Genomic DNA, 26,968 nt, shown 5'->3' on the forward strand with positions numbered 1-26,968 from the left:
CATGCCCACGACTGCGGAGCTCGTAACTCTGGTTTCTGAGGCGTCCGCGATTCTGGACGTCGCGGCTCAGCGCTTCGTGGCCGGGCACGGGGCCGATGGCGTGGTGTTCAAGGGTGGCAAGGACTTCGCCACCGAGGAAGATCTGGCCATCGAGCGGATGGTGGTCGCGGCGCTCACCGAGCGCACCGGTATCGCCGTGCACGGTGAGGAATTCGGCGGCCCGGCAGTGGATTCCGATCTGGTATGGGTTGTCGACCCTATCGACGGCACGGTGAACTACGCGGCAGGGTCCCCGATGGCCGCCATCCTTCTGGGGCTGCTCTCCGACGGAGTGCCGGTAGCGGGGTTGACTTGGTTACCGTTTATGGGGGAGAAGTACACCGCAGTCACTGGTGGCCCGCTGATGCGTAACGGTGTGGCGATGCCCCCGCTGCCACGAGCCGACCTCGCCGATGTTGCGGTGGGTCTGGGCACCTTCAACGTCGACTGGAAGGGGCGAGTGCCGGGCCGTTATCGGTTGGCGGTGCTGGAGAACCTGAGCCGCATCACGTCCCGTCTGCGGATGCATGGCAGCACCGGGATCGATTTGGCCTTCACTGCGGGCGGGATACTCGGCGGTGCGGTGAGTTTCGGCGCGCACGTGTGGGATCACGCGGCCGGTATCGCGTTGGTTCAGTCGGCGGGCGGGCACGCGACGGATCTCCGCGGCAATCCGTGGACGCCCGAATCGCCGTCGGTGCTGGTGGCCGCGCCGGGTGTGCACGAACAGATCCTGGAAGTGCTGGCTGAAGTGGGAGACCCGGAGGACTACCGATGAGTGTTGCGACAAGGGTCATCGCCTGCCTCGACGTCGACGACGGCCGAGTGGTCAAAGGTGTGAACTTCGAAAACCTGCGTGACGCCGGCGATCCGGTGGAGCTCGCCGCCGCCTATGACGCCGAGGGTGTGGACGAGCTGACCTTCCTTGATGTCACGGCGTCCTCCTCAGGCCGGGCCACCATGCTGGATGTTGTGCGGCGTACCGCCGAGCAGGTCTTCATTCCGTTGACTGTGGGAGGCGGTGTGCGGTCGGTGGAAGACGTCAACGTGCTGCTGCGGGCCGGTGCGGACAAGGTGGGCGTCAACACCGCGGCGATCGCTCGCCCGGAGCTGCTAGCCGAGTTGGCACAGCGGTTCGGATCGCAGTGCATCGTACTGAGCGTCGATGCGCGCCGGGTCCGCGAACCGGACGCGCCCACCCCGTCCGGATGGGAGGTCACCACACACGGCGGGCGTACGGGCACCGGGCTCGATGCAATCGAATGGGCAAGGCGTGGAGCCGAATTGGGGGTGGGGGAAATCCTGCTCAATTCGATGGACGCCGACGGCACCAAAGCGGGATTCGACCTTCCGATGATCGCGGCCGCACGCGCCGCGGTCGATGTCCCGGTGATCGCCAGCGGCGGAGCCGGTGCTGTGGAGCATTTCGCCCCGGCGGTCCAGGCCGGTGCCGATGCGGTGCTGGCCGCCAGCGTCTTCCATTTCCGAGAGCTGACCATCGGTGAGGTTAAAGCGGCGATGGCGGCAGAAGGGATCACCGTGCGATGACTGAGCTGGATCCGGCGATCGCCGATCGTTTGAAGCGTGACGCCGCAGGCCTGGTAACCGCGGTCGTACAGGAGCGCGGCACCGGCACGGTGCTGATGGTGGCGTGGATGAACGACGAGGCCTTGGCGCAGACCCTCGAGACGCGGCGCGGGACTTACTTCTCACGTTCGCGTCAGCGTCTGTGGGTCAAGGGTGAGACGTCAGGTCACACCCAATATGTGCATTCGGTGCGGTTGGACTGCGACGGTGACACGCTGGTTCTCGAAGTCGACCAGACCGGACCGGCATGCCACACCGGCGCGCACAGCTGCTTCGATGCCGATGTGCTACTTGCGGGCGCGGAGGAACTCTAGGGCCTTGTCGGCGTGCGCGTTCATGTTGAGCTCGCTCGCGAAGACCTCCAGGATCGTCTTATCGGTGCCGATGATGAACGTGGTCCGCTTGACCGGAGCCAGCTTGCCCAACAGACCGCGCTTGACGCCGAAGGCTGACGAAACCTTCCCGCCGGTATCCGAGAGCAGTGGGTAGTCGAACTTGCGCTTGTCGGCGAAGTCGGCCTGCTTCTCCACCGAGTCGACGCTGATACCCACCCGCGAGGCGCCGGCTTCCTTGAATTCGGTTGCCAGATCCCGAAAATGGCAAGCCTCGGCGGTGCAGCCTGGGGTGTTGGCGGCCGGATAGAAGAACAGCACGACGGGTCCGTCGGCCAGGAGTGCGGAGAGACTGCGGGCGGTTCCGGTCTGATCCGGGAGCTCGAAGTCGGCGACGCGATCACCAGGTTTCATGAGTCGAACGCTACCCGCAGCGCCGCGTCTCCGGCACCGGGCCTCATGTGTGCACCGCGCGCGCCGGGCGTGAACGGATCAGCCGAGGCCACCAGAACAGCGGCCCGAGGAGGCGGGCGATCGCCGGCGTGATGAACGAACGCACGACGAGTGTGTCGAGCAGGAGGCCGAGACCGATGATGGACCCCAATTGGCCGACCGAGAGTAGGTCGCTCGACAGCATGGCCATCATCGTGGTGGCGAAGACGATGCCCGCAGTAGTGACAACCTTTCCGGAATTGGCTACCGCCCTGATCAAGCCCGTGTTCAGCCCCGCCTTGCTTTCCTCCAGATAGCGGGAAATGAGCAGCAGGTTGTAGTCCGAGCCCACCGCCACCAGGATGATGAAGGTGATGGGCAGGTTTAGCCAGCTCAGCGGTATCCCAAGGAAGTGCTGCCAAACCAGCACCGATAATCCGAAGGCGCCCGAGTAAGAGAACGCCACGGTGCCGACGATGACCAGTGCTGCCACCACGCTCCTGGTGATGAGCAGCATCACCAGGAAAATCAGGGCAAATGCCGCGATCGCCGCGATCAGGAGATCTGTCTTCGTGGCGTCCTGGATGTCCCAGTATGTTGCTGCGGCACCGCCGAGGTAGACCCGCGCCCCCGCTAGCGTCGTGCCCTTCAGCGCTTCCTTGGCCGCGGGCAGGTAGGCCTGGGCGTGCGCAATGCCTTCCGGGCTCAACGCCTCTCCGTCGTGGTAGATCATGTAGCGCGCGGATTTCCCGTCCGGTGAGATGAAGTACTTCAGGTCGATCTGGAAGTACGGATTGTCGAAGGCCTCGGGCGGTAGGTAGAAGAACTCGTCGTTCTTGGAACTGTCGAATGCGTATCCGAGGTCCATCATTTGGCGGCCCAGCTCGTTCAGCTGGGTCAGCAGCGGCCGCATGGTGCTCTGCTCGGTGAGGATCACTTTTCTCATACTGTCCAGTTCGTTGGCGCTTTTCCCGATGACCTCGACCAGTTGTGGTGTGACAGCGTCCTGTATCAGCGCGGCCTTGAGGGTGTCGTCCACGGCATCGGTCATCGAGTCGATTTGGTCGGTCATATCGAACAGCGATCTCAGTGCCCAGCACATCGGGATGTCGGCGCAGTGGGGTTCCCAGTAAAAGTAATTCCGGAGCGGCCGGAACTGGTCGTCGAAATTGCCGAGGGTGTCCCGCATGGTGACCGTGACGTCTTTGAGCTCCTGTGCACCCTTGACGGTGATATGCGCGGCGCCCGCCTGCTGCCCGGTGAGCTCTTGTTGTTGGCGCATCAGGCCAGACATCCGCTCGGTGATATCGGCCATTTGGGTGAACCGATCGGTGAGATCCGTGAGGAATGGGATCAATTCGTTGATCTTGGTTCCCATAGTTCCCATGGTGTAGGTGAACGAGGAATGTTCCAGCGGGGTGCCCAGCGGTCTGGTGACGCTCTGAATCATCGCGACGCCTGGTGTGTGGAACACGCTGCGTGCCACCTTGTCCAGAGCGATCATGTCCGTGGAATTACGCATATCGTGCTCGGATTCGACCATGAGCATGTCGCTATTGAGCTTGCTCACCGGGAAATGCCTGTCTGCTGCGGCATATCCCTGATTCGCCGGAGTATCGGCGGATACGAAGATTCGATCATCATATTGCGGGCGGTATGACGGGAGCGTGATCGAACCGATCAACACCACGACACTGCTCACCACAAGAATTCGCCCGGGCCAACGCACGGTAACGGTGCCGACCTTGCGCCAAATACCGGCGCTTGCCTTGACTTTCGGCTCAAATACCCCGAAGCGGCTACCCAGTGCCAGTACGGCGGGCCCGAAGGTGAGGGATGCCGCGACCGCAACAAGCGTTGCCGCCGCGCACGGCACGCCCATCGTGTTGAAATAGTTGAGGCGAGTGAACTGAAGGCAGAATGTGGCGCCCGCGATGGCCAGACCCGACCCGAGGATGACGTGGGAGACGCCTTTCACCGCAGAGTAATACGCGGATTCCCGGTCTTCGCCCGCATGCCGGGCCTCTTGGTATCTGCCGATCAAGAAGATCGCATAGTCGGTGCCCGCGCCGAGAATCAACGAGACCAGGATGTTCGAGGCGAAGACGGAGATACCGATTATCTTGTGATAAGCGAGGAACGCGACAACGCCTCGCCCACAGGACAATTCCACCATCACCATGAGTAACGTCAGGAACGCCGTGGCGACGGACCGGTAGACGATGAGCAGCATCACGGTGATGATGGCGATCGTCACGTACATCAAGCGGATCATGCTTTGGTTGCCCACTTGGAGCATGTCCGTGGACAGTGGTGCCGAGCCCGAGACGTACACCTTGACGCCATTGGAGGGTTGGACCTCGGCGACGAGCTCGCGAATCGCTTTGATGGATTCATCGGAGACAGTCGAACCTTGATCACCCGCGACACGCACAAGCGTGTACGCGGCCTTTCCATCTGCACTCTGTACGCCTGCGGCAGTCGTCCCCTGACCCCACAGGTTCATCACGTACTGAACGTGCTTTTTGTCGTTCTCTAGCTTGCCCGCCAGCTCGTCATAGAACTTGTGATCGGCATCGTTGAGTGCGTGGTCACCTTCGAGAATGACCATCACCAAGCTGTTGCTGTCGGATTCCTTGAACGATTCGCCAATGTGAATAAGGGCTTTCGAGGAGGGTGCGTCGAGCGGCACCAGCGGGCCCTGGTTCGCGTCGGTGACGGGTTCGAGCTGCGGAACGATGGTGTTGACAAGAATGGTGAACGCAACCCACACCAGGACTACCAGTATCGAGAACTTCCGAATTGTCCTCGCGAAGAAGGGCTTTCCCGTGTCGTGCCTGCTCATGCGGACAGCACCTGGCACCAGACACCCGCGTGCTCGCCGGTTGCGGTGTGCTCTGAGCGCACCAACCCGTCAACGGTGATGCGGCAGCCAACATTTTGGCCCGCCACTTGTGCCGTGATGTCCCCGGTCGCGGTAGTCAGGACGGTGGTCTCCGTGTGCGACCAGGGCAATGCGGTGGGCTCGACGTCGACCGGTTTGTTGTTGGTATCCCAGTAGCTCACGCGCGCCCAGCCGCCGTAGTCGCCATAGATCTCGTAAACGATGCTCTTGGGATTGAATTGGACGACGGCGAAATTGCCTCCAGGGCTATGTGTTCGGTCCTGCGAGCCGAAAACCCCGTGCGCGAACTTGATGGCCAGCCCCGCAGTGAGCAGTACCGCGACAAATATGGCCGGCAACCAGATCTTGTTGACCAGGCGACGGCTTCTGGAGACGCTCATGGCTGTACCTTTCGAGGTTCAAGGCCTGCGGGACCCGCGATGTCCGGGTTGCGGCACCGGCTGGCTTTGTTGCTTACCGGGCGATGCGAAACGTGATCGTCACCATTGACGGCGGTCGAGCCCGCTCTTCGATTCACTCCAACCCTTCGGAGGTTTGCGGCGATCGAGGCGCGAGTCATGCGTGACAGATACTATACAAGTTATGTATTAGGTGTCGATCTCTCCGGTGAGATGCTCGTCTCAGGGGAGTGGCGCGGGGGTTTGGCAAACAAATCGTCGAGCTCCCGGTGGTGGCGTCAAGGTTTCGATAGCCTGGGCGCGACACGCGTTTACCTGTCATTCCCGGATCGAGAGGCACGATGGCCGTCCACGAGAGCTCGATTACCACACGTGACTGGACGCTGAGCAGGCCAGAACTCGATACATCCGCAATGGAAGTGATCGGCTCGTTGAAGCGGGCGACCGGATTGCTCGCACGGGCGCTCGAGCCTCTTTATGCGACTGCACCCATCGCCGAACCCGAGCACGACATTCTGGTTGTGCTGCGCCACCGCAAGGGTCCGGTGATCGCTCGCCACGTCGCCGAAGAACTCGGCGTATCGCAAGCCTGGGTGAGTAGAACGCTCCGCCGGCTGGAGGAGCGCGGATATGTGCAGCGGCAGGCCAATGCCAACGACAGGCGGGCCGCCATCATCAGCATGACCGACAGTGGGCGCGCCGTGGTGGACGAATTCTTCCCGGAGCAGTTGCGAATCGAACGTGAAGCGCTTGCCGGTCTGGGTGACGAGCGGGCGGCAGTGGTCGCAAGCCTGGAGCGCCTCGTTGCGTCTCTCAGGGCATACGAAGGTTAGGCGGAGGGCGACACCCGGAGCCAGACTTCTTGTTTTTCGAACAGGTGTTCGATACCATCAATTCATGGCAGACCTCGACGGGGAGGCGGCGTCACTGGTGACGCGTCTGTCCGAGCTGGAGCGGCACAAGGCTCACGATGCGGCCGAACAGGCCCGCATATCGGTTCGACTTGATGAGGTGCGGCGTGCCATCGAAGAACGTGACGGTGTTCCTGCCAGGCGGCGCGGTGTTGGAGTTGCATTGGAAGTTGCACTGGCGCGCCAGGATTCTCCGGCGCGCGGCTCCCGGCATCTGGGATTCGCTAAGGCGCTTGTCAACGAAATGCCGCATACCCTCGCTGCCTTGGAATGCGGAGCTCTCTCGGAATGGCGCGCGACCATCCTGGTTCGCGAGACGGCCTACCTCGCCCTGGAGGATCGTCAGAAGGTCGACGTCGAGATGTGCGCCGATCCGGCGCGGCTTCACGGACTCGGCGACCAGCGACTCGCGGCGGAGGCCAAGAAACTGGCGTACCGCCTCGACCCCCTGGCCGTGGTGCACCGTGCGCGTCGGGCAGAGAACGATCGGCGGGTCACGATCCGTCCCGCCCCGGACACCATGACCTATCCGACGGCGCTGCTGCCGGTGAAACAGGGCGTGGCCGCATATGCGGCCCTGAAGCGAGCCGCCGACACCTCGGCCGACCCCACCGCGGTCGTGGGCAGATCATGGCCGACACCCTCGTCGAGCGGCTGACGGGAGTGGCGACGGCCGAGTCGGTGCCGATTGGCGTGAACATCATGATTTCCGACTCGGCGCTGCTAGGTGAGGGCGACGAGCCGGCGACGGTGGCAGGCTATGGCCCCATTCCCGCGGCGGTAGGCCGCAATCTGATCTCCAGAGCGGTTAGCGCGGGAGCGCAGGCCACGGCGCGACGGATATACCGAAAGGTGGGCACCGGCGCGCTGGTGGCATTGGAGTTCCCGGAGCCGGGCGTTTCCCAAGGGGCTGGCCGAGCTCATCGACCTACGAGATCAAACCTGCCGAACCCCATATCGCGATGCGCCTATTCGCCATCATGGCCACGCGATGAGCCATGCCCGTGGTGGCGCGACCAGTCTTGGAAACGCGTTGGGCCTGTGTGAACGCTGCAACTTCATCAAAGAGGCCAACGGTTGGACCGTCTACCTCGTCGATGGAACCGATTGCCACACAGTCAGATACATCACCCCGACCGGGGTAACACACCATTCGACCGCCCCTCCGCTGGTGGCATAGCCAAATCGGCTGGCGGGGGTCTGGGAGAATGGTGGTCATGAATAGCACCGTCAGCGGCGCCGCCACCACGACCAGGGAAGAGTTCAATGCCCTGGCGGCAGTGCACCGGGTCGTGCCGGTGACGCGAAAGGTACTGGCGGATAGCGAGACTCCCGTCTCCGCCTATCGTAAATTGGGTGCCAATCGCCCGGGTACATTCCTGCTCGAATCGGCGGAGAATGGCCGGTCATGGTCCCGTTGGTCGTTCATCGGTGCGGGATCACCCTCGGCGTTGACGGTCCGGGACGGTCATGCCGCCTGGCTGGGCGCCACCCCGGAGGGCGCGCCCGTCGGAGGCGACCCTCTCGCCGCGCTGCGGGCCACCATGGACCTGCTCGCCGGCGAGTCGCTCTCGGATCTCCCGCCGCTGTCGGGAGGGATGGTGGGCTTCCTGGCCTACGACATCGTGCGACGTCTGGAGCGGTTGCCCGAGAAAGCCACCGATGACCTCGGCCTGCCGGATCTGCTGCTATTGCTCGCCACCGATATGGCGGCCGTCGACCACCATGAGGGCACCATCACGCTCATCGCCAACGCGGTGAACTGGGATGACACCCCGGAACGCGTGGCTGAGGCCTACGACGGCGCCGTCGAACGGCTGGATGTGATGACGGCGGCGCTGAGCCAGCCGCTGCCCTCCACGGTGGCGCACTTCGATCGTCCGAAGCCCAACTATCGCAGCCAGCGCACCGTGGAGGAGTACAGCGCGATCGTCGACAAGCTGGTCGGCGATATCGAAGCAGGCGAGGCATTCCAGGTGGTGCCGAGCATGCGCTTCGAAATGGAGACCGATGTCGACCCGCTGGACGTGTACCGGATCCTGCGGGTTACCAACCCGAGCCCGTACATGTATCTGCTGCACGCTCCGGATGCCGATGGCGGAACGGCGTTTTCGATCGTCGGATCGAGTCCGGAGGCACTCGTCACCGTCAAAGACGGGGTGGCAACCACGCATCCGATCGCAGGAACCCGCTGGCGTGGCGTGACCGACGAGGAAGACATCCTGCTCGCCAAGGATCTACTCGCCGACGAAAAAGAGCTTTCCGAGCACCTCATGCTGGTGGACCTGGGTCGCAACGATCTCGGGCGTGTCTGCACCCCGGGCACCGTGAAGGTCAGCGACTACAGCCATATCGAGCGCTACAGCCACGTCATGCACCTGGTGTCGACCGTGTCCGGGTCGCTCGCGGACGGCAAGACGGCATTGGATGCCATCACCGCGTGTTTCCCCGCCGGAACGCTGTCGGGGGCACCGAAGGTGCGCGCCATGGAACTCATCGAAGAGGTCGAGCTCACCCGCCGCGGACTGTACGGGGGAGTCCTGGGATACCTGGATTTCGCCGGGAACGCCGATTTCGCTATCGCGATCCGCACCGCACTGTTCAAGGACGGTCGTGCCTATGTGCAGGCAGGCGGGGGTGTGGTGGCCGACTCCACGGGCGAATACGAATACAACGAGGCTCGGAACAAGGCCACCGCGGTGCTCAATGCCATCGCCGCCGCCGAAACCCTCACGGGCGCCGCGGATGTCTAATCCGGCCCAGAGGAATCCGGGCCGAAAACAGCTCCTCGTGGGTGCCGGGTTACTCGTGATTGCAGCGGGCGGACTGTGGGCGGCCTCGAAGTTCACCTGGGTACGCCTGCGCTCCTTTGACGGTCTTGGTGAGCCCAGAACGATCGTGGTATCTGGCACCGACTGGTCGGCGGCCCTGGTTCCGATGGCTGTTGCCTTGGTCGCCGCCGCCATCGCCACCCTCGCGATCCGCGGATGGGCGCTGCGGGTCTTGGCCGGACTGGCGGCGGTGATCGGCGCCGGCGCGGCCTATCTAGGCGTCAGTCTCTGGGCGGTCCGCGATATCGGACCCCGCGCCGCGGATGTCAAGAACATCCCGATATCCACCCTGGTTGGCGCCGACCGGCTCTCCGGTGGTGCCGCGGCCACGGTCATCGCCGCGGCACTGGCGGTATTGGCCGCGATAACGCTGCTGAGGGCCGCACGGGGCTCCGCCGCCACCAAATACCAGACCCCGGCCGCGCGACGGTCTGACGGCACAGATGCGGCCGATAAGAACCAGAGCGAGCGGGTTATGTGGGACAGCTTGGACGACGGGCACGACCCCACCATCGGTCCGACTCAGCCTCAGTCCGGCCCTACCTGACCCGGTTTTCTCACTTGACCCGTGAACGGCTACCCTTCTCAGAAGTTCGAGTGCGCAGGCGCGGGGGCGCCGCAAGAAGGGAATCGTCGAGGTCATGAGTTCGGGAACCGTACTCGATTCGATCCTCGATGGCGTGCGCGCTGATGTCGCCGCGCGCGAAGCCGTTGTCGATCTCGCCACCGTGAAAGCGGCCGCCAAAGCAGCACCCAAGCCACTCAATGTCATGGCCGCGCTGCGCGAGCCAGGTATCGCCGTGATCGCCGAGGTCAAGCGGGCCAGCCCGTCGCGTGGCGAGCTTGCCGATATCAGTGATCCCGCCAAGCTCGCGAAGGCCTATGAGGATGGGGGAGCGCGGATCATCAGCGTGCTCACCGAGGGCAGGCGATTCAACGGAAGTCTCGACGATCTGGACTCGGTCCGCGCAGCTGTGTCAGTTCCGGTGCTGCGCAAGGACTTTGTGGTCGGTCCGTACCAGATTCACGAGGCACGAGCGCATGGCGCCGACCTCGTCCTGCTGATCGTCGCGGCGCTCGAACAGACCGCGCTGGTATCGCTGCTCGATCGCACCGAATCGCTTGGCATGACCGCGTTGGTAGAGGTACACACCGAGGAAGAAGCCGACCGCGCGCTGTCTGCCGGTGCGTCGGTCATCGGAGTCAACGCCCGCGACCTGAAAACTCTTGAGATCGACCGGGATTGCTTCTCCCGTATCGCGCCCGGGCTGCCCAGCGGCGTGATCCGTATCGCCGAATCCGGTATTCGCGGCACTGCCGATCTGCTGGCCTATGCCGGTGCCGGAGCCGATGGCGTACTGGTCGGCGAGGGGCTGGTCACCAGCGGTGATCCGCGGGGAGCTGTCGCCGATTTGGTGACGGCGGGTACGCATCCGTCCTGCCCCAAACCGGCTCGCTAGACGACGATGTCCGACGGTCTTCACACAAGCGGCTCATCCATGAAGAACACCGGCCTCCCGCAGATGAGCGCTGCCATCGCCGAGGCCACCGCGCACGATCCGGATGCCCGTGGGCATTTCGGTCCGTACGGGGGTCGCTACGTCGCCGAGGCGCTCATGGCGGTCATCGAGGAAGTGACCGCCGCCTACGAGAAGATCAGATCCGATCATTCGTTTCTCGCCGAGCTCGACCGGCTGCAGACGCACTATGTAGGCCGCCCGTCCCCGCTGTATGAGGCCGAGCGGCTCAGCTCCCATGCCGGTGGGGCACGAGTCTTTCTCAAGCGAGAAGACCTGAACCACACCGGTTCTCACAAGATCAACAATGTTCTCGGTCAGGTACTCCTGGCCAAGAAGATGGGGAAGACCCGGGTCATCGCCGAGACGGGCGCGGGGCAGCACGGGGTTGCCACCGCCACCGCGTGCGCACTCCTGGGTATCGAATGCGTGATCTACATGGGTGCAGTCGACACCGCGCGCCAAGCGCTCAATGTCGCCAGAATGCGGCTGCTCGGATCGACGGTCGTGTCTGTGGAGTCAGGGTCGAAAACCCTCAAGGACGCCATCAACGACGCCATGCGCGACTGGGTGACCAATGCGCACAACACCTATTACTGCTTTGGTACCGCGGCCGGCCCCCATCCTTTCCCGGTGATGGTGCGCGATTTCCAGCGCATCATCGGCATGGAAGCGCGGGCTCAGGTGCTCGATCAGGTGGGCAGGCTGCCGGATGCGGCCGTCGCGTGCGTCGGCGGCGGTTCGAACGCGATCGGTCTTTTCCATGCCTTTATCGACGATCCGGCGGTGCGGTTGGTCGGATACGAGGCTGCCGGCGATGGTGTCGAAACCGGAAGGCATGCGGCCACATTCACCGGCGGGACACCCGGCGCCTTCCAGGGTTCCTACTCCTATCTCTTGCAGGACGAGGACGGTCAGACCATCGAATCCCATTCGATCTCAGCGGGTTTGGATTATCCGGGAGTGGGTCCCGAGCATGCCTGGCTGCGCGAATCCGGGCGTGCCGATTATCGGCCCATCACCGACACCGAGGCCATGGACGCCTTCCTGCTGCTGTCCCGCGCCGAGGGGATCATCCCAGCCATCGAATCGGCACACGCCGTCGCGGGCGCGCTCAAACTCGGAGTTGAGTTGGGTGAGGGCGCCGTCATGGTGGTGAACCTGTCGGGCCGCGGAGACAAGGACGTCGAAACCGCCGCCAAGTGGTTCGACCTGCTGGACAAGAGCGGCGTGCAGTCATGACCCAGCCCGGTCGTCTCACCGAGGTTTTCGACAAGTGTCGGAGCGAAGAACGTGCCGCGCTGATCGGATACCTGCCCAACGGATACCCGGACCTCGACACCTCACTTGAGCTCATGACGACCCTGGTGCAGGGCGGATGCGACATCATCGAGGTCGGGATCGCCTACTCGGATCCGATGATGGACGGCCCCACGATCGCCGCCGCAGCGGAGACGGCGCTCGCCAACGGAGTTCGGGTGGCCGATGTCTTCACCACGGTCCGCGCCATCACCGATGCCGGCGGACATGCAGTCGTCATGTCCTACTGGAATCCGGTGCTGCGGTATGGAGTTGACGCCTTCGCGCGTGACCTCGCCGCGGCCGGAGGCCTTGGCATCATCACCCCCGACCTGATCCCCGACGAGGCAGAAGACTGGATCGCCGCCTCCGACGCTCACGACCTGGACCGCATCTTCCTTGTCGCGCCCTCATCCACGCCGGAACGGCTGGAGATGACCGTCGGCGCCTGCCGGGGATTCGTATATGCGGCATCCACGATGGGCGTCACCGGTGCACGTGATGCGGTATCGAACGCCGCCCCGGCCCTGGTGAGCAGGGTTCGCGAAGTCTCCGATATCGCGGTGGGTGTCGGCCTTGGTGTGCGATCCGGCACGCAGGCCGCCGAGATCGCGTCGTACGCCGACGGTGTCATCGTCGGCTCGGCGTTGGTCGCGGCCGCCCCGCAAGGCGTAGCCGCCGTGCGTACCCTGACTGAAGAGTTGGCTACCGGCGTGCGGAAGGGCATCAGCTCGAGGACAACCTCGGGGACAACAAGGAAAACACTGTGACAGTCGTGAATCTGGCGTACATCCCCAGCCCGCCCCAAGGGGTCTGGCATTTGGGACCTATCCCGATCCGCGCCTACGCGCTGTGCATCATCGCGGGCATCATCGTCGCGCTGGTCATCGGTGATCGCCGATGGGAGGAACGCGGCGGCGAGCGCGGCGTTATCTACGACATCGCGTTGTGGGCGGTGCCTTTCGGACTGGTCGGCGGTCGGCTCTACCACGTGATGACCGACTGGCAGACCTACTTCGGCCCGCACGGTAAAGGCATCGCCAAGGCCATCGCAGTCTGGGAAGGCGGTCTCGGCATCTGGGGTGCCGTCGCCCTCGGCGCGGTCGGAGCCTGGATCGCCTGTCGCCGTCGGGGAATCCCCCTTCCCGCCTTCGGCGACGCGATCGCTCCCGGCCTCGTGCTGGCCCAGGCGATCGGTCGGCTGGGTAATTACTTCAACCAGGAGCTCACCGGCGGGCCCACCACGCTGCCGTGGGGGCTGGAGCTGTTCTACCGTCGCTCTGCCGACGGCACGGTCGACGTCCTCAACCTCAACGGAGTATCCACCGGCGAGGTGGCGCAGGTCGTCCACCCGACCTTTCTGTACGAATTGCTATGGAACGTCCTGATTTTCGCGGTACTGATCCTGGTGGATCGGCGTTTCAAGATCGGGCATGGGCGGCTGTTCGCGTTGTACGTCGCCGGGTATTGCCTGGGACGCTTCTGGGTCGAGTTGATGCGCGTGGACCCAGCCACTCAGTTCGGCGGAATTCGCGTCAACTCCTTCACGTCGACACTGGTGTTCCTTGGCGCGGTCGCCTACATCCTGCTGGCTCCCAAGGGGCGTGAGGATCCGGCGACGCTGGGTGGCACTGCGGCCCTTGTGGAGGGCGCAGACGCAGACGCGGATACGAGCGAAGCCGAGACCGATGACGCTCCGGTGGAGACAGACGACACTTCCGAGCAGCCCGATACCGAGCAGGCCGCAGCGAAGGAACCCGAGAAGGACCCGGGGTCTCCGGATCCCACGGCGTCCCCGTAGATCTGGCATGGTGGAGAAATGACCGAGAGCACTCCGCCTCCCTTCGGAACGCCGCCCCCCGGCACTCCGTATCCGCCGCCGGGAGGCGCGCTGTACCCGCCGCCCGGATATGTCGACCCTGCCGCGCCCTTTGGACGGAATCCGGCCACCGGCCAGCCGTACTCGGACAAATCGAAGCTTGTCGCGGGTCTGTTGCAACTCCTGGGCCTGGTCGGATTCCTGGGCTTCGGCCGCATCTATCTGGGCCAGACGCTGCTGGGTGTCATTCAGCTGGTGGTTGGCTTGGTGACGTTCGGAATCGTCGCGGTCATTTGGGCGATCGTCGACGCTGTTCTGATTTTCGGCGGGAAGGTCGACGACAAAGCGGGCAGGGCACTGCGTGACTGATCTCGAGGCTGAGACGGCCCTTCGCCGGATGTGAGAGAATCGAGATGACCGGGACGGCCCGGTCATTCTTCGCCAGGGGACGGCCTCACCGAATTTCGGAGGTATCTCTCATGGTTTGGCTGGTTCTCATCTTCGCGGGTCTGCTTGAGGTGGGTTGGGCCATCGGTCTCAAATACACCGAAGGTTTCACCCGCCTGTGGCCGACCGTTGGCACCATCGGATCGATGATCATCAGCATCGCGCTGCTCGGCATCGCGATGAAGAGCCTGCCAGTCGGTACCGCGTACGCGATCTGGGTGGGCATAGGTGCCGTGGGCACGGCGATCCTGGGCATCGTGCTGTTCGGCGATTCGGCCAACGTCTGGCGACTGCTCAGCTTGGGGTTGATTCTCGCCGGCATCATCGGGCTGAAACTGGCGTCCTGACAACGAAAATCGAGGTAAGCGGGCGGTTACGCGTGTGCGACTGACTCGTGAGTACAGGTCACCCCGACTATGCTCAGAGCCGTGACGAGACGCGGAAAGATTGTTTGCACCCTCGGTCCTGCGACCGGTTCTGCCGAGCTTGTGCGTGAGCTCGTCGAATCCGGGATGGACGTGGCGCGGCTCAACTTCAGCCACGGCGACCATGCCGATCACGAACAGAACTATCGCTGGGTGCGTCGGGCCTCCGACGAGACCGGGCGCGCGGTCGGCATTCTCGCCGACCTGCAGGGCCCCAAGATCCGACTGGGCCGGTTCGCCACCGGCTCCACCGAGTGGGCGACGGGCGAAAAGGTCAGGATCACCGTCGACGATGTGGTGGGCACCCCTGACCGGGTTTCCACCACATACAAGCAGCTGGCCGCCGATGCGTCCGTCGGGGACAGGCTCCTTGTCGACGACGGCAAGGTGGGTCTGACGGTAGAGGCCATCGAGGGCAACGATGTGGTCTGCCTGGTCACCGAGGGTGGTCCGGTCAGCAATAACAAGGGTTTGTCGTTGCCGGGAATGAACGTCTCGGTCCCCGCCCTGTCCGAAAAGGACATCGCCGACCTCGAATTCGCGCTGCGGATCGGGGTGGACCTGATTGCGCTGTCGTTCGTGCGTTCACCCGCCGATGTCGAGCTGGTGCGCGCGATAATGGACCGGGTCGGACGCCGCGTACCGGTTATCGCCAAGCTGGAGAAGCCCGAAGCGGTCGCCAACCTCGAAGCCATCGTGCTGGCCTTCGATGCGATCATGGTCGCCCGCGGTGACCTCGGCGTGGAGCTGCCGCTCGAAGAGGTGCCGCTGGTCCAGAAGCGGGCCATCCAGATCGCTCGCGAGAACGCCCGGCCGGTCATCGTCGCCACCCAGATGCTCGAATCGATGATCGAGAACTCCCGGCCCACCCGCGCCGAGGCCTCCGATGTCGCCAATGCCGTTTTGGACGGTGCCGATGCCGTGATGCTGTCGGGGGAGACCTCGGTCGGCAAGTACCCGTTGGAGGCGGTGCGGACGATGGCCCGCATCGTGTCGGCGGTGGAGGGTCACTCGGTGAGTGCACCGCCGTTGACGCATGTGCCGCGCACCAAGCGCGGCGTGATTTCGTATGCCGCGCGGGATATCGGAGAGCGGCTGGACGCCAAAGCCCTGGTGGCGTTCACCCAGTCCGGCGACACGGTGCGCCGCTTGGCTCGCCTGCACACTCCGCTGCCGCTGCTGGCCTTCACCGCCCTGCCCGAGGTGCGTAGCCAGCTGGCGCTGACCTGGGGTACCGAGACTTTCATCGTCCCGCAGATGGACAGCACCGACGGGATGATTCAGCAGGTCGACGCCTCGTTGCTGGCTATGGAGCGCTACCAGCGGGGCGACCTCGTGATCATCGTCGCGGGCGCGCCGCCGGGGACAGTAGGCTCGACCAATCTGATCCACGTGCACCGGATCGGCGAGGACGACCACTAAACGGAGGATCCAGCATCAGCAACGCACCTGATTTTGCACAGCTACTCGCGCTGCTGGAGCTGAAGAATCCCGAGACCGACCTGTTCATCGGCGGCCATCCCACGGTCAACCCGCCCCGCACATTCGGCGGTCAGCTGATGGCGCAGTCCGTGGTGGCCTCCGGCCGTACCGTGTCTGAGAAGCTCTCGCTCGCGGCCGTCTCGACCCATTTCATCAACGGCGGCAACCCCGAGCAGGACATCGAATTTCGGGTACTGCGATTGCGGGATGAGCGCAGCTTCGCCAATCGCCGGGTCGACGCGGTCCAGGGCGACCTGCTGCTGTCCTCGGCGCTGGTGTCGTACCTGAAGGACTCCCCAGGTCTCGAACATGCAGTGCGGCCGCCGGCGGTGGCCGATCCGGAAACACTGCCGACCATCGATGAGCATCTAGTCGGCTACGAGGAGACCGTGCCGATGTTCGTGGCCGCCCTCAAGCCCATCGAATGGCGTTACGACAACGACCCGGCATGGGTTCTCAAGGCGAAATCTCAACGGCTGGAACATAATCGGGTGTGGATGAAGAGCCACGGGCCGCTGCCCGATGACCCGGTGCTGCACAGTGCGGCACTGGTTTACTCATCGGACACCACAGTGCTGGATTCGATCATCACCACCCACGGGCTGTCCTGGGGTTACGACCGGATTTTCGCCGCCACCATCAACCACAGCGTCTGGTTCCACCGTCCGCTGCGGTTCGATGACTGGGTGCTCTATGCCACCGAGTCGCCGGTTGCGTCCGCGGGGCGTGGCACGGGGGCCGGACGCTTTTTTGACCGCGAAGGAACATTGCTGGCAAGTACTATCCAGGAAGGCATTGTCAAATACTTCCCGGGGCGGTCATGATTCGTATTCTTTCTCTGCTGGTGGTGGTTCTTACCGTGATCACCATCATTTCCATCATTCAGGACCCAGTGAAGCCGAACGGCGAGAAGCTGCCGTGGGCCGTCATCGTGTTGGTCTTCCCGATCTTCGGCCCTATTCTTTGGTTTGCCATCGGGAAGAGCGGTCCTGCCGACCGCTGGTAGCTGCGGGAGTATCCTGCAGTAGAGATCGAGGAAACGTTTCGGCGACTGTGGAGGTGGCTGAATGCTCGAGCCGTCAGCGGCTACCGCTCATGTACGCATTGCCGAACGCGTTGTGGTCCATAGCGATTCGCGACTCGCGCGTTTCATGACCGCTGCCGCCGTATTGCTGGCGGCAGGGTGGGTGGTGCTGTTGGTCGCCCACTCCGGTTACCCGCTACGACCGGATTTCGATGAAATCCTTTGGCCGCTCACTGTTCTGCTATCCGTAGGGTTCATTGCCCGCGGCATCTTCCTGGGTCGGCCGGTGACATACGGTCACTCGGCGTGGGCAGGGGTCGCCATCGTGGTGGCGTTGGGTGTCGGTGTGCTGCAGTTCGAGCACATCAGCGACGTGCTGGTGGTGGCTGCCGGGCTCATCCTGATGTGGCCGAAGTCGTCGCCGGCGCAGCCCGAGGCGCTGGCTGAAGTCGGTGCCCTAGTGGGCAAGACCAGCGACGACCCACTGGCGGCCTTCGCCATGCACTCACTGAAGTCCTATTACTTCAATGCCGACCGGACGGCGGCGATCGCGTATCGCACTCGGGCGGGTTTCGCCGTGGTCGGGGGAGACCCGATCGGTGACGAAACCCGTTTCCCATCCCTGGTCCGGGGCTTCGCAGCCATGTGCCGTTCCCATGGTTGGCGCATCGCGATCCTGGGCTGCAGTGAACGCCGTCTGCTGCTCTGGAATGACCCCCGCGTCATCGGTCACCCGCTGCACGCGATCGCGGTGGGCCGCGACGTCATCGTCGACGTACAAACCTTCGACCTGGTGGGCCGCAAATACCGGAACCTGCGCCAGGGGATGCAACGCACCCACAACTCGGGGGTCACCACCGAGGTCGTCGACGAACGAGGTCTAGACGATGCGTTGCGTGCCGAACTCCAACAGGTGATGGAACTTTCGCACGGAGGTCGATTCGAACGGGGGTTCTCGATGATTCTCGACGGCGCGCTACTCGGCCGCTACCCCGGTATCCGGCTGATCATCGCCCGAGACAAATCCGGTGTGGTTCAAGGATTTCACCGATACGCCAGCACCGGGCGGGGGACCGATATCTCTCTCGACGTTCCCTGGCGGCGCCCCGGTGCACCCAACGGGATCGACGAGCGACTGGCGATTGACATGATCACGCTGGCGAAGACCGAGGGGGCCCGCCGGCTGTCACTGGCGTTCGCGGCGTTCCCGGAGATCTTCGCCGAGAAGGATCGCACCCGGGGGCAGGAGATCTGCTACTCGGCGATTCACACGCTCGATCCGCTGATTGCTCTGGAGTCTTTGTACCGGTATCTACGCAAATTCCACGCGCTGAGCGATAGGCGCTATGTTCTCGTGCAGATGTCGGCCGTGCCGCTGGTCGCGGTCGCGTTGCTAAGCCTGGAATTCACACCCCGGCTGCGCCCCAAACTACCTACTGGAGCAGCTGCGTAACAGGACATTAACGTCGGGAAAACGCGCACGAATTGGGCGCTCGCCAGTCTGTGGGCGTGACCGACACCCTCGACACAACTGCTGCCGCGCGCGTTCCCGTCGACCCATCCGCACACGATGCCACGGAGAGCGCGGCACTGCGGGAGACGCTGGAGGACTACACCCTCCGATTCGCCCCCAGGCGTTTTCGGCGGTGGAGTCCCGCTGTCGTCGGTGTGACTGCACTGGGCGGTATCGCCTACCTCGCAGACTTCGCAATCGGAGCGAATATCGGTATCTCCTACGGCACCGGAAATGCGCTCTGGGGTATAGCGGTTTTCGCGGTCATCATTATCCTCACCGGAATCCCGTTGTCCTACTACGCGGCCCGCTACAACATCGATCTGGACTTGATCACGCGCGGTAGTGGATTCGGGTATTACGGCAGCATCGTCACGAACATCATCTACGCGACGTTCACGTTCATATTCTTTGCGCTCGAGGGCTCAATCATGGCCCAGGGACTTAAACTCGGGCTCGGCGTACCCGTACCCATCGGATATGCGGCATCCACCATCATCATCATTCCGTTGGTCATCTACGGGATGAAGGCGTTATCGGTGCTCCAGGTGTGGACCACCCCGTTGTGGCTCGTCATGATGGTCATCCCGTTCGTCTATCTGGTTGTGCGCCATCCCGATTCAATAGGAACCTTCTTTGCCTACGGAGGCAAGGACGCGCAGGGCGTAAACCTCGGGTCGATCATGCTCGCCGCGGGTGTGTGTCTGTCGTTGATCGCACAGATCGCCGAGCAGATCGACTACCTGCGGTTCATGCCGCCCAAGACCCCCGAGAACAGCCGCCGCTGGTGGACCGCGATGCTGCTGGCGGGGCCCGGCTGGGTGCTGTTCGGAGCCATCAAACAGGTTATCGGGCTCTTCCTGGCGGTGTATCTCATCGCCAATGTGGCAGACGGTGCCGCGGTGGCCAACCAACCGGTGCACCAGTTCCTGGAGATCTACCAGAACATGATGCCGCATTGGCTGGCCATCACCTTGGCCGTGATCCTGGTGGTGATCAGCCAAATCAAGATCAACGTCACCAATGCCTACTCGGGCTCGTTGGCGTGGACCAACTCCTTCACCCGCATCACCACGCACTACCCGGGCCGTTTGATCTTCGTGCTGTTCAATCTGCTGATCGCGCTTGTGCTCATGGAAGCCAACATGTTCGACTTCCTGAACACGATCCTGGGGTTCTACGCCAACTGCGGTATGGCATGGGTGGTGACGGTGGCGACCGATATCGCGGTCAACAAGTACCTGCTCAAACTGTCGCCCATGGAACCCGAATTCCGCCGCGGCATGCTCTACAACGTCAACCCGGTCGGATTCGTCTCGATGCTGCTTTCGGCGGGCATCTCGATCCTGGTGTTCTTCGGAGTGTTCGGGGAGGCGATCCGCCCCTACTCGCCGATCGTGGCCGTTGCCATTGCGTTTGTGATGCCGCCGATCCTGGCCGTGGCCACTCGTGGCAAGTACTACCTGCGCCGCACCGATGACGGTATCGATCTGCCCATGTACGACGAGTACGGAAACCCGTCGGATGAGTTGCTTCGGTGCGCGGTCAGTGGAATCGAGTTCGAGCGTCCCGACATGATCGCCTCGGCCAAGCCCGGTCCCGACGGTGAGAAGCAGTACATCTCATCGCTCAGCCTGGCAACCGACCGGACCGGTGAACACGTGTTGCCCGCCGACCCGCCCACTCGGTAGGGATCAGGGCGCGGGGTTACCGGCCTTCTCGTTCATCCGCTTCTCGAAATCGTTCTGGCATTGGGTGGCCTTGGCTTGATCACCCTTGACATCGGACATGCAGGTGATGAAATCGGTCAAACCGGCTGACTTCATGAAAACCAGCATGAACACGAGAATGAGCGTGGACAGCAGCACGGCCAAGCCCCCGAGCGCGATGCCCGAGATCGCCACGCCACGATTGTCGGCCTCGGCTCGCTTGGCCCTGCGCAAGCCCACGATACCGAGGATGATCGCCACGATGCCGCCGATAAATCCACCAAAGACTGTGCACGACAACAGAATCGCAATGATTCCGACGATAAGCGCGCCCACGCCGACGCCGTTCTTTCGGACCGGCGGAGGAAGCGGGGCGCCGGGAGCGCCGTACGGGTATGGGTAAGCGGGGTAGGCCGGGTACCCGCCGGGCGGTTGGTACGGCGGGGGTGTTTCCGTCATACCTGCACTGTATCGCCGAGTTGGACGCGAAGGCAGTTCACCGATTCCGGCAGATGGTGGGTCGCCACCAGAACAGTCCGCCCAGCCAACAGTGGACTGTTGCTGTCCAGCAATTCCCGAAGGATCGTCTCCGCAGCGTGGCCATCGAGGTGTTCGGTCGGCTCGTCGAGCAGTAACACGGGTACCTCGGACAGCAGCGCTCGCGCAAGCAGGAGCCGTCGGCGCTGGCCGCCCGATACCGAGGCCGCACCCGCGGTCAACACCGTGTCCAGCCCCTGCGGTAGCGATTCGATCCAAGGACCGAGACCGACTTCCGATAACGCGTCGGCCAGTTTGCCATCGGTGGCGTCACCCCGCGCGACAAGAAGGTTGTCGCGCACCGTGGTGGCGAATAGGTGTGCGTCCTCGGCGAAAAACCTGATGGGTGAAGTCATCTCGGCGGTCTGGTTCTCGGCGGGTGCGTCATCGCCGAGTCGGATGCTGCCGGCGACCGGTGGTGCGAGCCCGGCGAGCGCCATCAGCAGTGATGTCTTGCCTATACCACTGGCACCGGTAATGGCCATCCGTGCACCCGCCGGCAGCCGGAACGACAGCGGACCCGATATCGAACGGCCGGTCCGCCAATACAGTTCGGAACATTCGAGCGTCACGGCGGAAACCTCGCCGTTCGGCATCACGTCGGCAGGAGCGGGAACTTCGACACCTCCGCCCGCAAGCTGCTCCAAGTGCCGCGCCGATGCCCGTGAGCGGGCGATGCCGATGGCCGCAGCGGGCAGAGCTGTGGAGGCCTCGAAGGCGGCAAGCGGCAACAACACCAGGACGGCAAGGGTCGTGGGTGCGATATGTCCGGCGAGCTCGACAGCGGCTGCCAAGGCGCCGACCACCGCGGCTCCTACCGCCAAGGTGGGGGCCGCGGCCGCCCATGCGGCGGGACCGGCGGCAGCGTCCTGAGCCAGCGCCCAGTCACGGCGTCGTCGCCGCGCCATATCGAGCTGATGCGGTAGACAGCCTCCCACCCGGAGCTCCGGAGCGTGGTCGAGGATCTCAACGGCCGTTTCCGCTTGCAGGGCGCGCGCCTGCGCGCCGTGCGTCTCCCGCGACCTGGATGCGCGGGCCGCCAACACGGGCGCCAGCACATCGGCAACCAGCAAGGCACACGCCAGCATGGCTGCGGCAGGTAGCGATATCAGCGCGATGGTCACCGTGGCCGCGACCCCGAGCACCGCGGCGACCGCAGCGGGAATGACGCTGCGTACGACGGTCTCGGCGAGCTCGTCAATGTCTGTTCCGATGCGATCCAGCACCGCGCCCCTGCGGAGCGCTCCGACCGAGCCGCCGACCAGACGTGCGTACACCTGCGCACGGACGGCGGCAGCCCCGCGTAGTGCGATTTCGTGACTGGCGAGCCGTTCGCAGTACCGCCAGATGCCGCGCGAAATACCCAGTGCGCGTACGGCAACCACGGCAACGGACAGATCGAGAACCGGTGGCATCTGCCAGGCCCGGGTGATGAGCCACGCCGACAGACCGGCCAACGCTAGTGCACTTCCCAATGCCAGCACTCCACACGCCACGGCTAAAGCCAGCCGTGCCGGCCGCACACGAAGCGCGATCAGCCAGTGCTGCAGCGGGTCAGAAGTGCGCAGCATGTCTGGCCTCAACGGTGAATATCTCGTCGGCGGCAGCCAGTACCGGGGCACGGTGCCCCACCAGCACCACCGTGGCGCCACGACGGGCCCGCGTGACCAGTGCGGCCAGCGCGGCGGCCTCGGTATCGCCATCGAGGTGTGCCGTGGGCTCGTCGAGAAGCAAGATCGGGCGATTGGTAGCGAGCACACGTGCCAGGCACAGTCGCTGCCTTTCACCCAGTGAAAGCCCGGCGCCACCGGCACCGAGGCGGGTATCCAACCCGTCCTGCAACGTCGACACCGTACTATCGAACTGGCTCTCGGCCAGCGCCGCTTCGAGATCGTCCAGCGGCCCGAACATTTCGAGGTTCTCGCGGATGGTGCCCGGCACCAATACAGGTCGTTGGGGCAGCCATCCGATCATTGACCACCAACTGTCGCGGTGGATCTGGTCCAGACCCACCCCGTCCGCGAGAACCAGGCCTTCCGTTGGCGTGGTGAGGCCGGTTATCGCGTGCAGTGCCGTCGACTTCCCTGCACCGTTGTGGCCGGTGAGCACGGTGACTGCGCCGGGCCGGATTGTCGCCGTCAATTCCCATGGTGCGTAACCGCTTCGATCCGGCACGCTGATCGCGTCCAGCTGGATCGTCGGCTGTCGGAGCGGAGGTAGCGTCCCACCGACGGCGGTGGGGGCTGCTTGAGCGCTGATGGCGTCGAGGAGTTCGAAGGCCTTGTCCGCAGCCGCTTTTCCATCGGCGGCGCTGTGGAACTGAATCCCGACGCGACGCAACGGCCAATAGACCTCAGGGGCCAGAATCAGGACCGTCAGTGCGGTGGTGAGATCGAGGTGCCCGAACACCAGCCGCATACCGATACTCACCGCGATGAGCGCGACACTGAGCGTTGCGATCATTTCCAGCACCATGGCCGACAGGAACGCGACCCGCAGCGTGGCCATGACCGAACGCCGCTGGGCGGTCCCGAGTTCGGTTATCCGACGAAGCGGTGTCGCGGTACGTCCCAGCGCGCGGAGGGTGGGAATACCCGCGATCAAATCGAGAATCTGACCGGTGACCACGGTCGAGGCATTCAATGCGGCCGCCGCGCGATCCCGGGTGAGAAGACCGATGAGGATCATGAAGATGGGTATCAGTGGCAGGGTTGCCACGACGATCACGGCCGATCGGATATCGGATACCGCGATCACCAAGGCCGCGGTAGGTGTCACGATCGCGGCACTGAGCACCGCGGGCAGATACCCGGCGAAGTAGGGGCGCAGGTCGTCCAGTCCCCGGGTCAATATCGTCGTGGCCGATTCCCGACTCTGTGCAAGGTCGCGAGGCTGTGCCTGCGCGATGGTCGACAACAGTTGGTCGTCGAGGTCGGCGATGACTCCTGTCGCGCCGCGCTCACTGAAGCGGACCTGCACACCTTGGGCACCCGCCCGAACAATCCAGAGCGCGGCAAGAACAGCCAGCGGCTGTCCCATATGGACAATGTCGCGTGCGGCCGGATCGGTGATGAGCCGGGCGAGTGTATGCGCCAGCACTATGGCGATAAGCAGTGTGGCCGCCGTGATCACCAACTCGCAGAGCACTGTCAGCATCAAGTAGCGACGGGCGGGTGCGCTGCGGCGCCACAACCGCGGATCGACCGGGGCGCTGCGCGATCGTGTCATCGCACGGGCAGCCCGACGGGATCGGGGATCTGATCGGCCGAGATGCGTTGCCGGAATACCCAATACGTCCAGCCCTGGTAGAGCAGCACCAGCGGGGCGGTAATCGCCGCGGCCCAGCTCATGATGCGTAGTGTGTAGGGACTGGATGAGGCGTTGACAATCGTCAAGTTGTAGGCCGGATTCAAGCTGGACACAACCAGATTGGGATACAGGGAGCCGAACAGCAGGGCCACCACGGCGACCACCGTCAGACAGGTGCAGGCAAATGCCCATCCGTCACGGGATATCCGTGACGCGGCGGCGGCACCGACCAAGGACAAAGCGGCCACCGCGAGCGCGATCCAGGTCCATCCCTTGCCATAGGCAAGCTGCGTCCACAGCCCGTATCCGCCGGCAGCGATGATGACCGGAATCGCCAGCTTGTGCGCTATCGAGACGGCGTCCTCGCGGACCACTCCCGCGGTCTTCAGCGCGATGAACAGTGCACCGTGGAAGGCGAAGAGTCCCACGAAGACCACGCCACCAAGAAGTACGTACGGTCGCAGCACATCCCCGATCCCCAGACTGAGCTGTTTGGCGGAATCGACCGGGAGCCCGGCCAAGAGCGACGAGAACGCCACACCCCACAGCAGCGCGGGAATCCAGGATCCGATGCCGATTCCCAGATCGCAGCGAGCACGCCAGCGGGGGTCGTTGATCTTGCCGCGCCACTCAATGGCCACGATCCGCAGGATCATGGCGACCAGGATCAGTAGCAGCGGAAGGTATAGGCCGGAAAACACCGTGGCATACCAGTGAGGGAATGCCGCGAACATGGCGCCGCCCGCGGTGATGAGCCAGACCTCGTTGCCGTCCCATACGGGCCCGATGGTGTTGAGCACCGCTCGTCGCCTGCGGTCGTCGCCGCGGCCGAGTGGATGCATCAGCATCCCGACACCGAAGTCGAAGCCTTCGAGCACGAGGAAGCCGAGGAACAGCGCCGCTACGACGATGAACCAGAGCTGTTGTAATGTCGTCGGATTCATGTTCGGACCTCCTTGCAGGCTGATAGATAGGGCTATTAGTAGGCGAAGGACAGCGGCTTGGGGCTGTCCTCATCGGTGAGAACTGGTGCGGGTTCGGTGTCGTGTTCGAGAGGCCCTTCGATGGTGTAGCGGCGGATGAGCCAGAACCACACCACGCCCAGCGCGCCGTACAGCAGCGTGAAGGTGATGAGCGACACCCATACCGTTGCGGCGGAGTGGTGCGAGACCGCCATGTCCACGGTGAGCCGAATCTGTTCCACTCCTGTGGGATTGGGGGCAACCACCCAGGGTTGTCGGCCCATCTCGGTGAACACCCACCCGGCGCTGTTCGCCAGGAAGGGCGTGGGGATGGCCAGGATTGAGAGCCAGGCGAACCAGCGCTGAGAAGGAATTCGTCCGCGCCGTGTCACCCACAGCCCCGCCAACGCCAGCAGGGCAGATCCAGCGGCGAGTCCGATCATGGCGCGAAAGGACCAGTAGGTGACGAAGAGGTTGGGCCGGTAGTTACGCGGACCGAACTTCTGCTCGTACTCCTTCTGGAGGTCTTCGACGCCCTTGAGGGTGACATCGGTGAACTTGCCCTCGGCCAGGAAGGGCAGCACATAGGGCACCGAAATCGCGTGCGTGACGCTGCCGCAGTCATTGTGGGTCCCCACCGTCAGCACCGAGAACTTGGGGTCTTTCTCGGTATGACACAGGGATTCAGCCGACGCCATTTTCATCGGCTGTTGCTGAAACATCAGCTTGCCCTGAACGTCACCAGTCGCCGCCAGGGCGCCCCCGGCGAGGATCATCACGGCGCAGGCGCCGATGGCGGCCGGGCGATACATCGTGCGCGCGTCTTCGAGGGTGCCAAGTTTGTGAGAGCGGACCATCCACCAGCCGCAGATACCGGCAACGAATGTGCCTGCAGTGAGCAAGGATCCGGCAACGGTGTGCGGGAAGGCGGCCAATGCCGTGTTGTTGGTGAGGAGCTCGGTGATGCTGGTCAGCTCTGCGCGGCCGTTTTCCGGGTTGTAGATGGCACCGACCGGGTGCTGCATGAACGAGTTGGCGGCGACGATGAAGAAGGCCGAGGCATTGACACCGATCGCGACCACCCAGATGCACGCCAGGTGCACCAGCTTGTGCAGACGGGTCCACCCAAATATCCACAGGCCCAGGAAGGTTGACTCCAGGAAGAACGCTACAAGCCCTTCGAGAGCAAGGGGAGCGCCGAACACGTCGCCGACGAACCGGGAGTATTCGCTCCAGTTCATCCCGAACTGGAATTCCTGCACGATGCCGGTGGCGACGCCCAGTGCGAAATTGATGAGAAAGAGCTTTCCGAAGAATCTGGTGAGCCGGTACCAGGAGTTGTTTCCGGTGATGACCCAGGCCGTCTGCATGATGGCCAGCAGAGGTGCGAGCCCAATGGTCAGCGGCACCAGGATGAAGTGGTACACGGTGGTGATCCCGAATTGCCAACGAGATACGTCCAGGGCGTTCATCGCCACCTCCTACGACGC

25 protein-coding genes and 1 pseudogene are annotated in these 26,968 nt (G+C 63.7%); 18 read left to right on the forward strand and 8 right to left on the reverse strand.

The genetic code is table 11. The features are described from left to right. Position 1 precedes the first annotated feature (1 nt). From MLB1_RS11610 to hisI, 3 genes are read left to right on the forward strand one after another with little or no spacing between them, the layout of a single operon-like run. Positions 2-817 (forward strand): inositol monophosphatase, encoded by an 816-nt coding sequence (locus MLB1_RS11610; RefSeq protein WP_180749975.1) that lies wholly within the window; start codon positions 2-4, stop codon positions 815-817. Beyond that, positions 814-1,587: an imidazole glycerol phosphate synthase subunit HisF gene (hisF, locus tag MLB1_RS11615; protein WP_180749976.1), complete on the forward strand. Its 774-nt coding sequence runs from the start codon at positions 814-816 to the stop codon at positions 1,585-1,587. Before MLB1_RS11610 ends, hisF begins: the two co-directional genes overlap by 4 nt. Next, positions 1,584-1,940: a phosphoribosyl-AMP cyclohydrolase gene (gene hisI / locus MLB1_RS11620; protein WP_180749977.1), complete on the forward strand. Its 357-nt coding sequence runs from the start codon at positions 1,584-1,586 to the stop codon at positions 1,938-1,940. The genes hisF and hisI overlap by 4 nt, the downstream gene beginning before the upstream one ends. Here the strand turns inward: hisI and MLB1_RS11625 are convergent. The 3 genes from MLB1_RS11625 to MLB1_RS11635 are packed head-to-tail and all read right to left on the reverse strand — an operon-like array spanning position 1,914 to position 5,675. Further along, complete coding sequence (locus tag MLB1_RS11625; RefSeq protein ID WP_180749978.1) at positions 1,914-2,372, reverse strand: peroxiredoxin; 459 nt, start codon at positions 2,370-2,372, stop codon at positions 1,914-1,916. The two genes, hisI and MLB1_RS11625, sit on opposite strands and share 27 nt — an antisense overlap. Before the next feature lie 43 nt (positions 2,373-2,415). Further along, positions 2,416-5,235, reverse strand: a complete 2,820-nt coding sequence (locus MLB1_RS11630) for an MMPL family RND transporter (protein ID WP_180749979.1) — start codon at positions 5,233-5,235, stop codon at positions 2,416-2,418. Further along, complete coding sequence (locus MLB1_RS11635) at positions 5,232-5,675, reverse strand: MmpS family transport accessory protein (RefSeq protein WP_180749980.1); 444 nt, start codon at positions 5,673-5,675, stop codon at positions 5,232-5,234. The genes MLB1_RS11630 and MLB1_RS11635 overlap by 4 nt, the downstream gene beginning before the upstream one ends. A 359-nt stretch (positions 5,676-6,034) precedes the next feature. Here MLB1_RS11635 and MLB1_RS11640 point away from each other — a divergent pair, with 359 nt between their 5' ends. The 15 genes and pseudogenes from MLB1_RS11640 (at position 6,035) to MLB1_RS11710 (ending at position 20,652) form a co-directional block, all read left to right on the forward strand. Continuing rightward, on the forward strand, positions 6,035-6,526 hold the full coding sequence (locus tag MLB1_RS11640) for a MarR family transcriptional regulator (RefSeq protein ID WP_180749981.1): 492 nt from the start codon (positions 6,035-6,037) through the stop codon (positions 6,524-6,526). A 64-nt stretch (positions 6,527-6,590) separates the two neighbouring features. After that, positions 6,591-7,784, forward strand: a pseudogene (locus MLB1_RS11645) (HNH endonuclease). A gap of 37 nt (positions 7,785-7,821) precedes the next feature. After that, positions 7,822-9,357, forward strand: a complete 1,536-nt coding sequence (locus MLB1_RS11650) for an anthranilate synthase component I (protein ID WP_180749982.1) — start codon at positions 7,822-7,824, stop codon at positions 9,355-9,357. Then, positions 9,350-9,982 (forward strand): TIGR02234 family membrane protein, encoded by a 633-nt coding sequence (locus tag MLB1_RS11655; protein ID WP_219602980.1) that lies wholly within the window; start codon positions 9,350-9,352, stop codon positions 9,980-9,982. The genes MLB1_RS11650 and MLB1_RS11655 overlap by 8 nt, the downstream gene beginning before the upstream one ends. A gap of 94 nt (positions 9,983-10,076) precedes the next feature. Further along, positions 10,077-10,895 (forward strand): indole-3-glycerol phosphate synthase TrpC, encoded by an 819-nt coding sequence (gene trpC / locus MLB1_RS11660; protein ID WP_180749983.1) that lies wholly within the window; start codon positions 10,077-10,079, stop codon positions 10,893-10,895. Positions 10,896-10,934: 39 nt separating this feature from the next. After that, the gene (gene trpB / locus MLB1_RS11665; protein WP_180749984.1) at positions 10,935-12,194 is read left to right on the forward strand and encodes a tryptophan synthase subunit beta; all 1,260 of its coding nucleotides are present in this window, start codon (positions 10,935-10,937) and stop codon (positions 12,192-12,194) included. After that, positions 12,191-13,021: a tryptophan synthase subunit alpha gene (gene trpA / locus MLB1_RS11670; RefSeq protein ID WP_180749985.1), complete on the forward strand. Its 831-nt coding sequence runs from the start codon at positions 12,191-12,193 to the stop codon at positions 13,019-13,021. The genes trpB and trpA overlap by 4 nt, the downstream gene beginning before the upstream one ends. Beyond that, on the forward strand, positions 13,018-14,052 hold the full coding sequence (lgt, locus tag MLB1_RS11675; protein ID WP_371750609.1) for a prolipoprotein diacylglyceryl transferase: 1,035 nt from the start codon (positions 13,018-13,020) through the stop codon (positions 14,050-14,052). Before trpA ends, lgt begins: the two co-directional genes overlap by 4 nt. An 18-nt stretch (positions 14,053-14,070) precedes the next feature. Further along, positions 14,071-14,439 carry an NINE protein gene (locus tag MLB1_RS11680; RefSeq protein WP_180749986.1) on the forward strand — a complete coding sequence of 123 codons (369 nt, stop codon included), beginning with the start codon at positions 14,071-14,073 and terminating at the stop codon, positions 14,437-14,439. 110 nt (positions 14,440-14,549) lie between these two features. Then, positions 14,550-14,864, forward strand: coding sequence for a quaternary ammonium compound efflux SMR transporter SugE (gene sugE / locus MLB1_RS11685; RefSeq protein WP_180749987.1), 315 nt, complete (start codon positions 14,550-14,552; stop codon positions 14,862-14,864). Positions 14,865-14,945: 81 nt separating this feature from the next. Beyond that, positions 14,946-16,364, forward strand: a complete 1,419-nt coding sequence (gene pyk / locus MLB1_RS11690) for a pyruvate kinase (RefSeq protein ID WP_180749988.1) — start codon at positions 14,946-14,948, stop codon at positions 16,362-16,364. A 14-nt stretch (positions 16,365-16,378) separates the two neighbouring features. Further along, positions 16,379-17,248: an acyl-CoA thioesterase II gene (locus MLB1_RS11695; protein ID WP_180750350.1), complete on the forward strand. Its 870-nt coding sequence runs from the start codon at positions 16,379-16,381 to the stop codon at positions 17,246-17,248. Then, the gene (locus tag MLB1_RS11700; protein WP_180749989.1) at positions 17,245-17,430 is read left to right on the forward strand and encodes a PLD nuclease N-terminal domain-containing protein; all 186 of its coding nucleotides are present in this window, start codon (positions 17,245-17,247) and stop codon (positions 17,428-17,430) included. The genes MLB1_RS11695 and MLB1_RS11700 overlap by 4 nt, the downstream gene beginning before the upstream one ends. Positions 17,431-17,491: 61 nt before the next feature. Beyond that, on the forward strand, positions 17,492-18,901 hold the full coding sequence (locus MLB1_RS11705) for a phosphatidylglycerol lysyltransferase domain-containing protein (protein WP_180749990.1): 1,410 nt from the start codon (positions 17,492-17,494) through the stop codon (positions 18,899-18,901). Between the two features lie 56 nt (positions 18,902-18,957). Then, positions 18,958-20,652: a hypothetical protein gene (locus tag MLB1_RS11710; RefSeq protein WP_180749991.1), complete on the forward strand. Its 1,695-nt coding sequence runs from the start codon at positions 18,958-18,960 to the stop codon at positions 20,650-20,652. Between the two features lie 3 nt (positions 20,653-20,655). Here MLB1_RS11710 and MLB1_RS11715 read toward each other — a convergent pair whose 3' ends face one another. The 5 genes from MLB1_RS11715 to MLB1_RS11735 are packed head-to-tail and all read right to left on the reverse strand — an operon-like array spanning position 20,656 to position 26,950. Then, positions 20,656-21,129 carry a DUF4190 domain-containing protein gene (locus tag MLB1_RS11715; protein WP_180749992.1) on the reverse strand — a complete coding sequence of 158 codons (474 nt, stop codon included), beginning with the start codon at positions 21,127-21,129 and terminating at the stop codon, positions 20,656-20,658. Continuing rightward, positions 21,126-22,778, reverse strand: coding sequence for a thiol reductant ABC exporter subunit CydC (gene cydC / locus MLB1_RS11720; RefSeq protein ID WP_180749993.1), 1,653 nt, complete (start codon positions 22,776-22,778; stop codon positions 21,126-21,128). The genes MLB1_RS11715 and cydC overlap by 4 nt, the downstream gene beginning before the upstream one ends. Then, positions 22,762-24,435 (reverse strand): thiol reductant ABC exporter subunit CydD, encoded by a 1,674-nt coding sequence (cydD, locus tag MLB1_RS11725; RefSeq protein WP_180749994.1) that lies wholly within the window; start codon positions 24,433-24,435, stop codon positions 22,762-22,764. The genes cydC and cydD overlap by 17 nt, the downstream gene beginning before the upstream one ends. After that, complete coding sequence (cydB, locus tag MLB1_RS11730) at positions 24,432-25,460, reverse strand: cytochrome d ubiquinol oxidase subunit II (protein WP_180749995.1); 1,029 nt, start codon at positions 25,458-25,460, stop codon at positions 24,432-24,434. Before cydB ends, cydD begins: the two co-directional genes overlap by 4 nt. A gap of 35 nt (positions 25,461-25,495) precedes the next feature. Further along, positions 25,496-26,950, reverse strand: a complete 1,455-nt coding sequence (locus MLB1_RS11735) for a cytochrome ubiquinol oxidase subunit I (RefSeq protein WP_180749996.1) — start codon at positions 26,948-26,950, stop codon at positions 25,496-25,498. Positions 26,951-26,968: the final 18 nt, after the last annotated feature.

The sequence above is a fragment of the Mycobacteroides sp. LB1 genome (assembly GCF_013449725.1).
Taxonomy (GTDB): Bacteria; Actinomycetota; Actinomycetes; order Mycobacteriales; family Mycobacteriaceae; genus Mycobacterium.

Excerpts from the sequence above, each read along its gene's own strand:
- MLB1_RS11735 (WP_180749996.1), bottom strand. The coding sequence starts at position 26,950 with ATGAACGCCCTGGACGTATCTCGTTGGCAATTCGGGATCACCACCGTG.
- MLB1_RS11700 (WP_180749989.1), top strand. The coding sequence starts at position 17,245 with ATGATTCGTATTCTTTCTCTGCTGGTGGTGGTTCTTACCGTGATCACC.
- hisI (WP_180749977.1), top strand. The coding sequence starts at position 1,584 with ATGACTGAGCTGGATCCGGCGATCGCCGATCGTTTGAAGCGTGACGCC.
- MLB1_RS11650 (WP_180749982.1), top strand. The coding sequence starts at position 7,822 with ATGAATAGCACCGTCAGCGGCGCCGCCACCACGACCAGGGAAGAGTTC.
- MLB1_RS11635 (WP_180749980.1), bottom strand. The coding sequence starts at position 5,675 with ATGAGCGTCTCCAGAAGCCGTCGCCTGGTCAACAAGATCTGGTTGCCG.
- cydC (WP_180749993.1), bottom strand. The coding sequence starts at position 22,778 with ATGCTGCGCACTTCTGACCCGCTGCAGCACTGGCTGATCGCGCTTCGT.
- MLB1_RS11630 (WP_180749979.1), bottom strand. The coding sequence starts at position 5,235 with ATGAGCAGGCACGACACGGGAAAGCCCTTCTTCGCGAGGACAATTCGG.
- MLB1_RS11715 (WP_180749992.1), bottom strand. The coding sequence starts at position 21,129 with ATGACGGAAACACCCCCGCCGTACCAACCGCCCGGCGGGTACCCGGCC.
- trpC (WP_180749983.1), top strand. The coding sequence starts at position 10,077 with ATGAGTTCGGGAACCGTACTCGATTCGATCCTCGATGGCGTGCGCGCT.
- trpB (WP_180749984.1), top strand. The coding sequence starts at position 10,935 with ATGAAGAACACCGGCCTCCCGCAGATGAGCGCTGCCATCGCCGAGGCC.
- MLB1_RS11655 (WP_219602980.1), top strand. The coding sequence starts at position 9,350 with ATGTCTAATCCGGCCCAGAGGAATCCGGGCCGAAAACAGCTCCTCGTG.
- MLB1_RS11610 (WP_180749975.1), top strand. The coding sequence starts at position 2 with ATGCCCACGACTGCGGAGCTCGTAACTCTGGTTTCTGAGGCGTCCGCG.
- sugE (WP_180749987.1), top strand. The coding sequence starts at position 14,550 with ATGGTTTGGCTGGTTCTCATCTTCGCGGGTCTGCTTGAGGTGGGTTGG.
- MLB1_RS11705 (WP_180749990.1), top strand. The coding sequence starts at position 17,492 with ATGCTCGAGCCGTCAGCGGCTACCGCTCATGTACGCATTGCCGAACGC.
- MLB1_RS11625 (WP_180749978.1), bottom strand. The coding sequence starts at position 2,372 with ATGAAACCTGGTGATCGCGTCGCCGACTTCGAGCTCCCGGATCAGACC.
- trpA (WP_180749985.1), top strand. The coding sequence starts at position 12,191 with ATGACCCAGCCCGGTCGTCTCACCGAGGTTTTCGACAAGTGTCGGAGC.
- MLB1_RS11640 (WP_180749981.1), top strand. The coding sequence starts at position 6,035 with ATGGCCGTCCACGAGAGCTCGATTACCACACGTGACTGGACGCTGAGC.
- hisF (WP_180749976.1), top strand. The coding sequence starts at position 814 with ATGAGTGTTGCGACAAGGGTCATCGCCTGCCTCGACGTCGACGACGGC.
- cydD (WP_180749994.1), bottom strand. The coding sequence starts at position 24,435 with ATGACACGATCGCGCAGCGCCCCGGTCGATCCGCGGTTGTGGCGCCGC.
- MLB1_RS11680 (WP_180749986.1), top strand. The coding sequence starts at position 14,071 with ATGACCGAGAGCACTCCGCCTCCCTTCGGAACGCCGCCCCCCGGCACT.
- cydB (WP_180749995.1), bottom strand. The coding sequence starts at position 25,460 with ATGAATCCGACGACATTACAACAGCTCTGGTTCATCGTCGTAGCGGCG.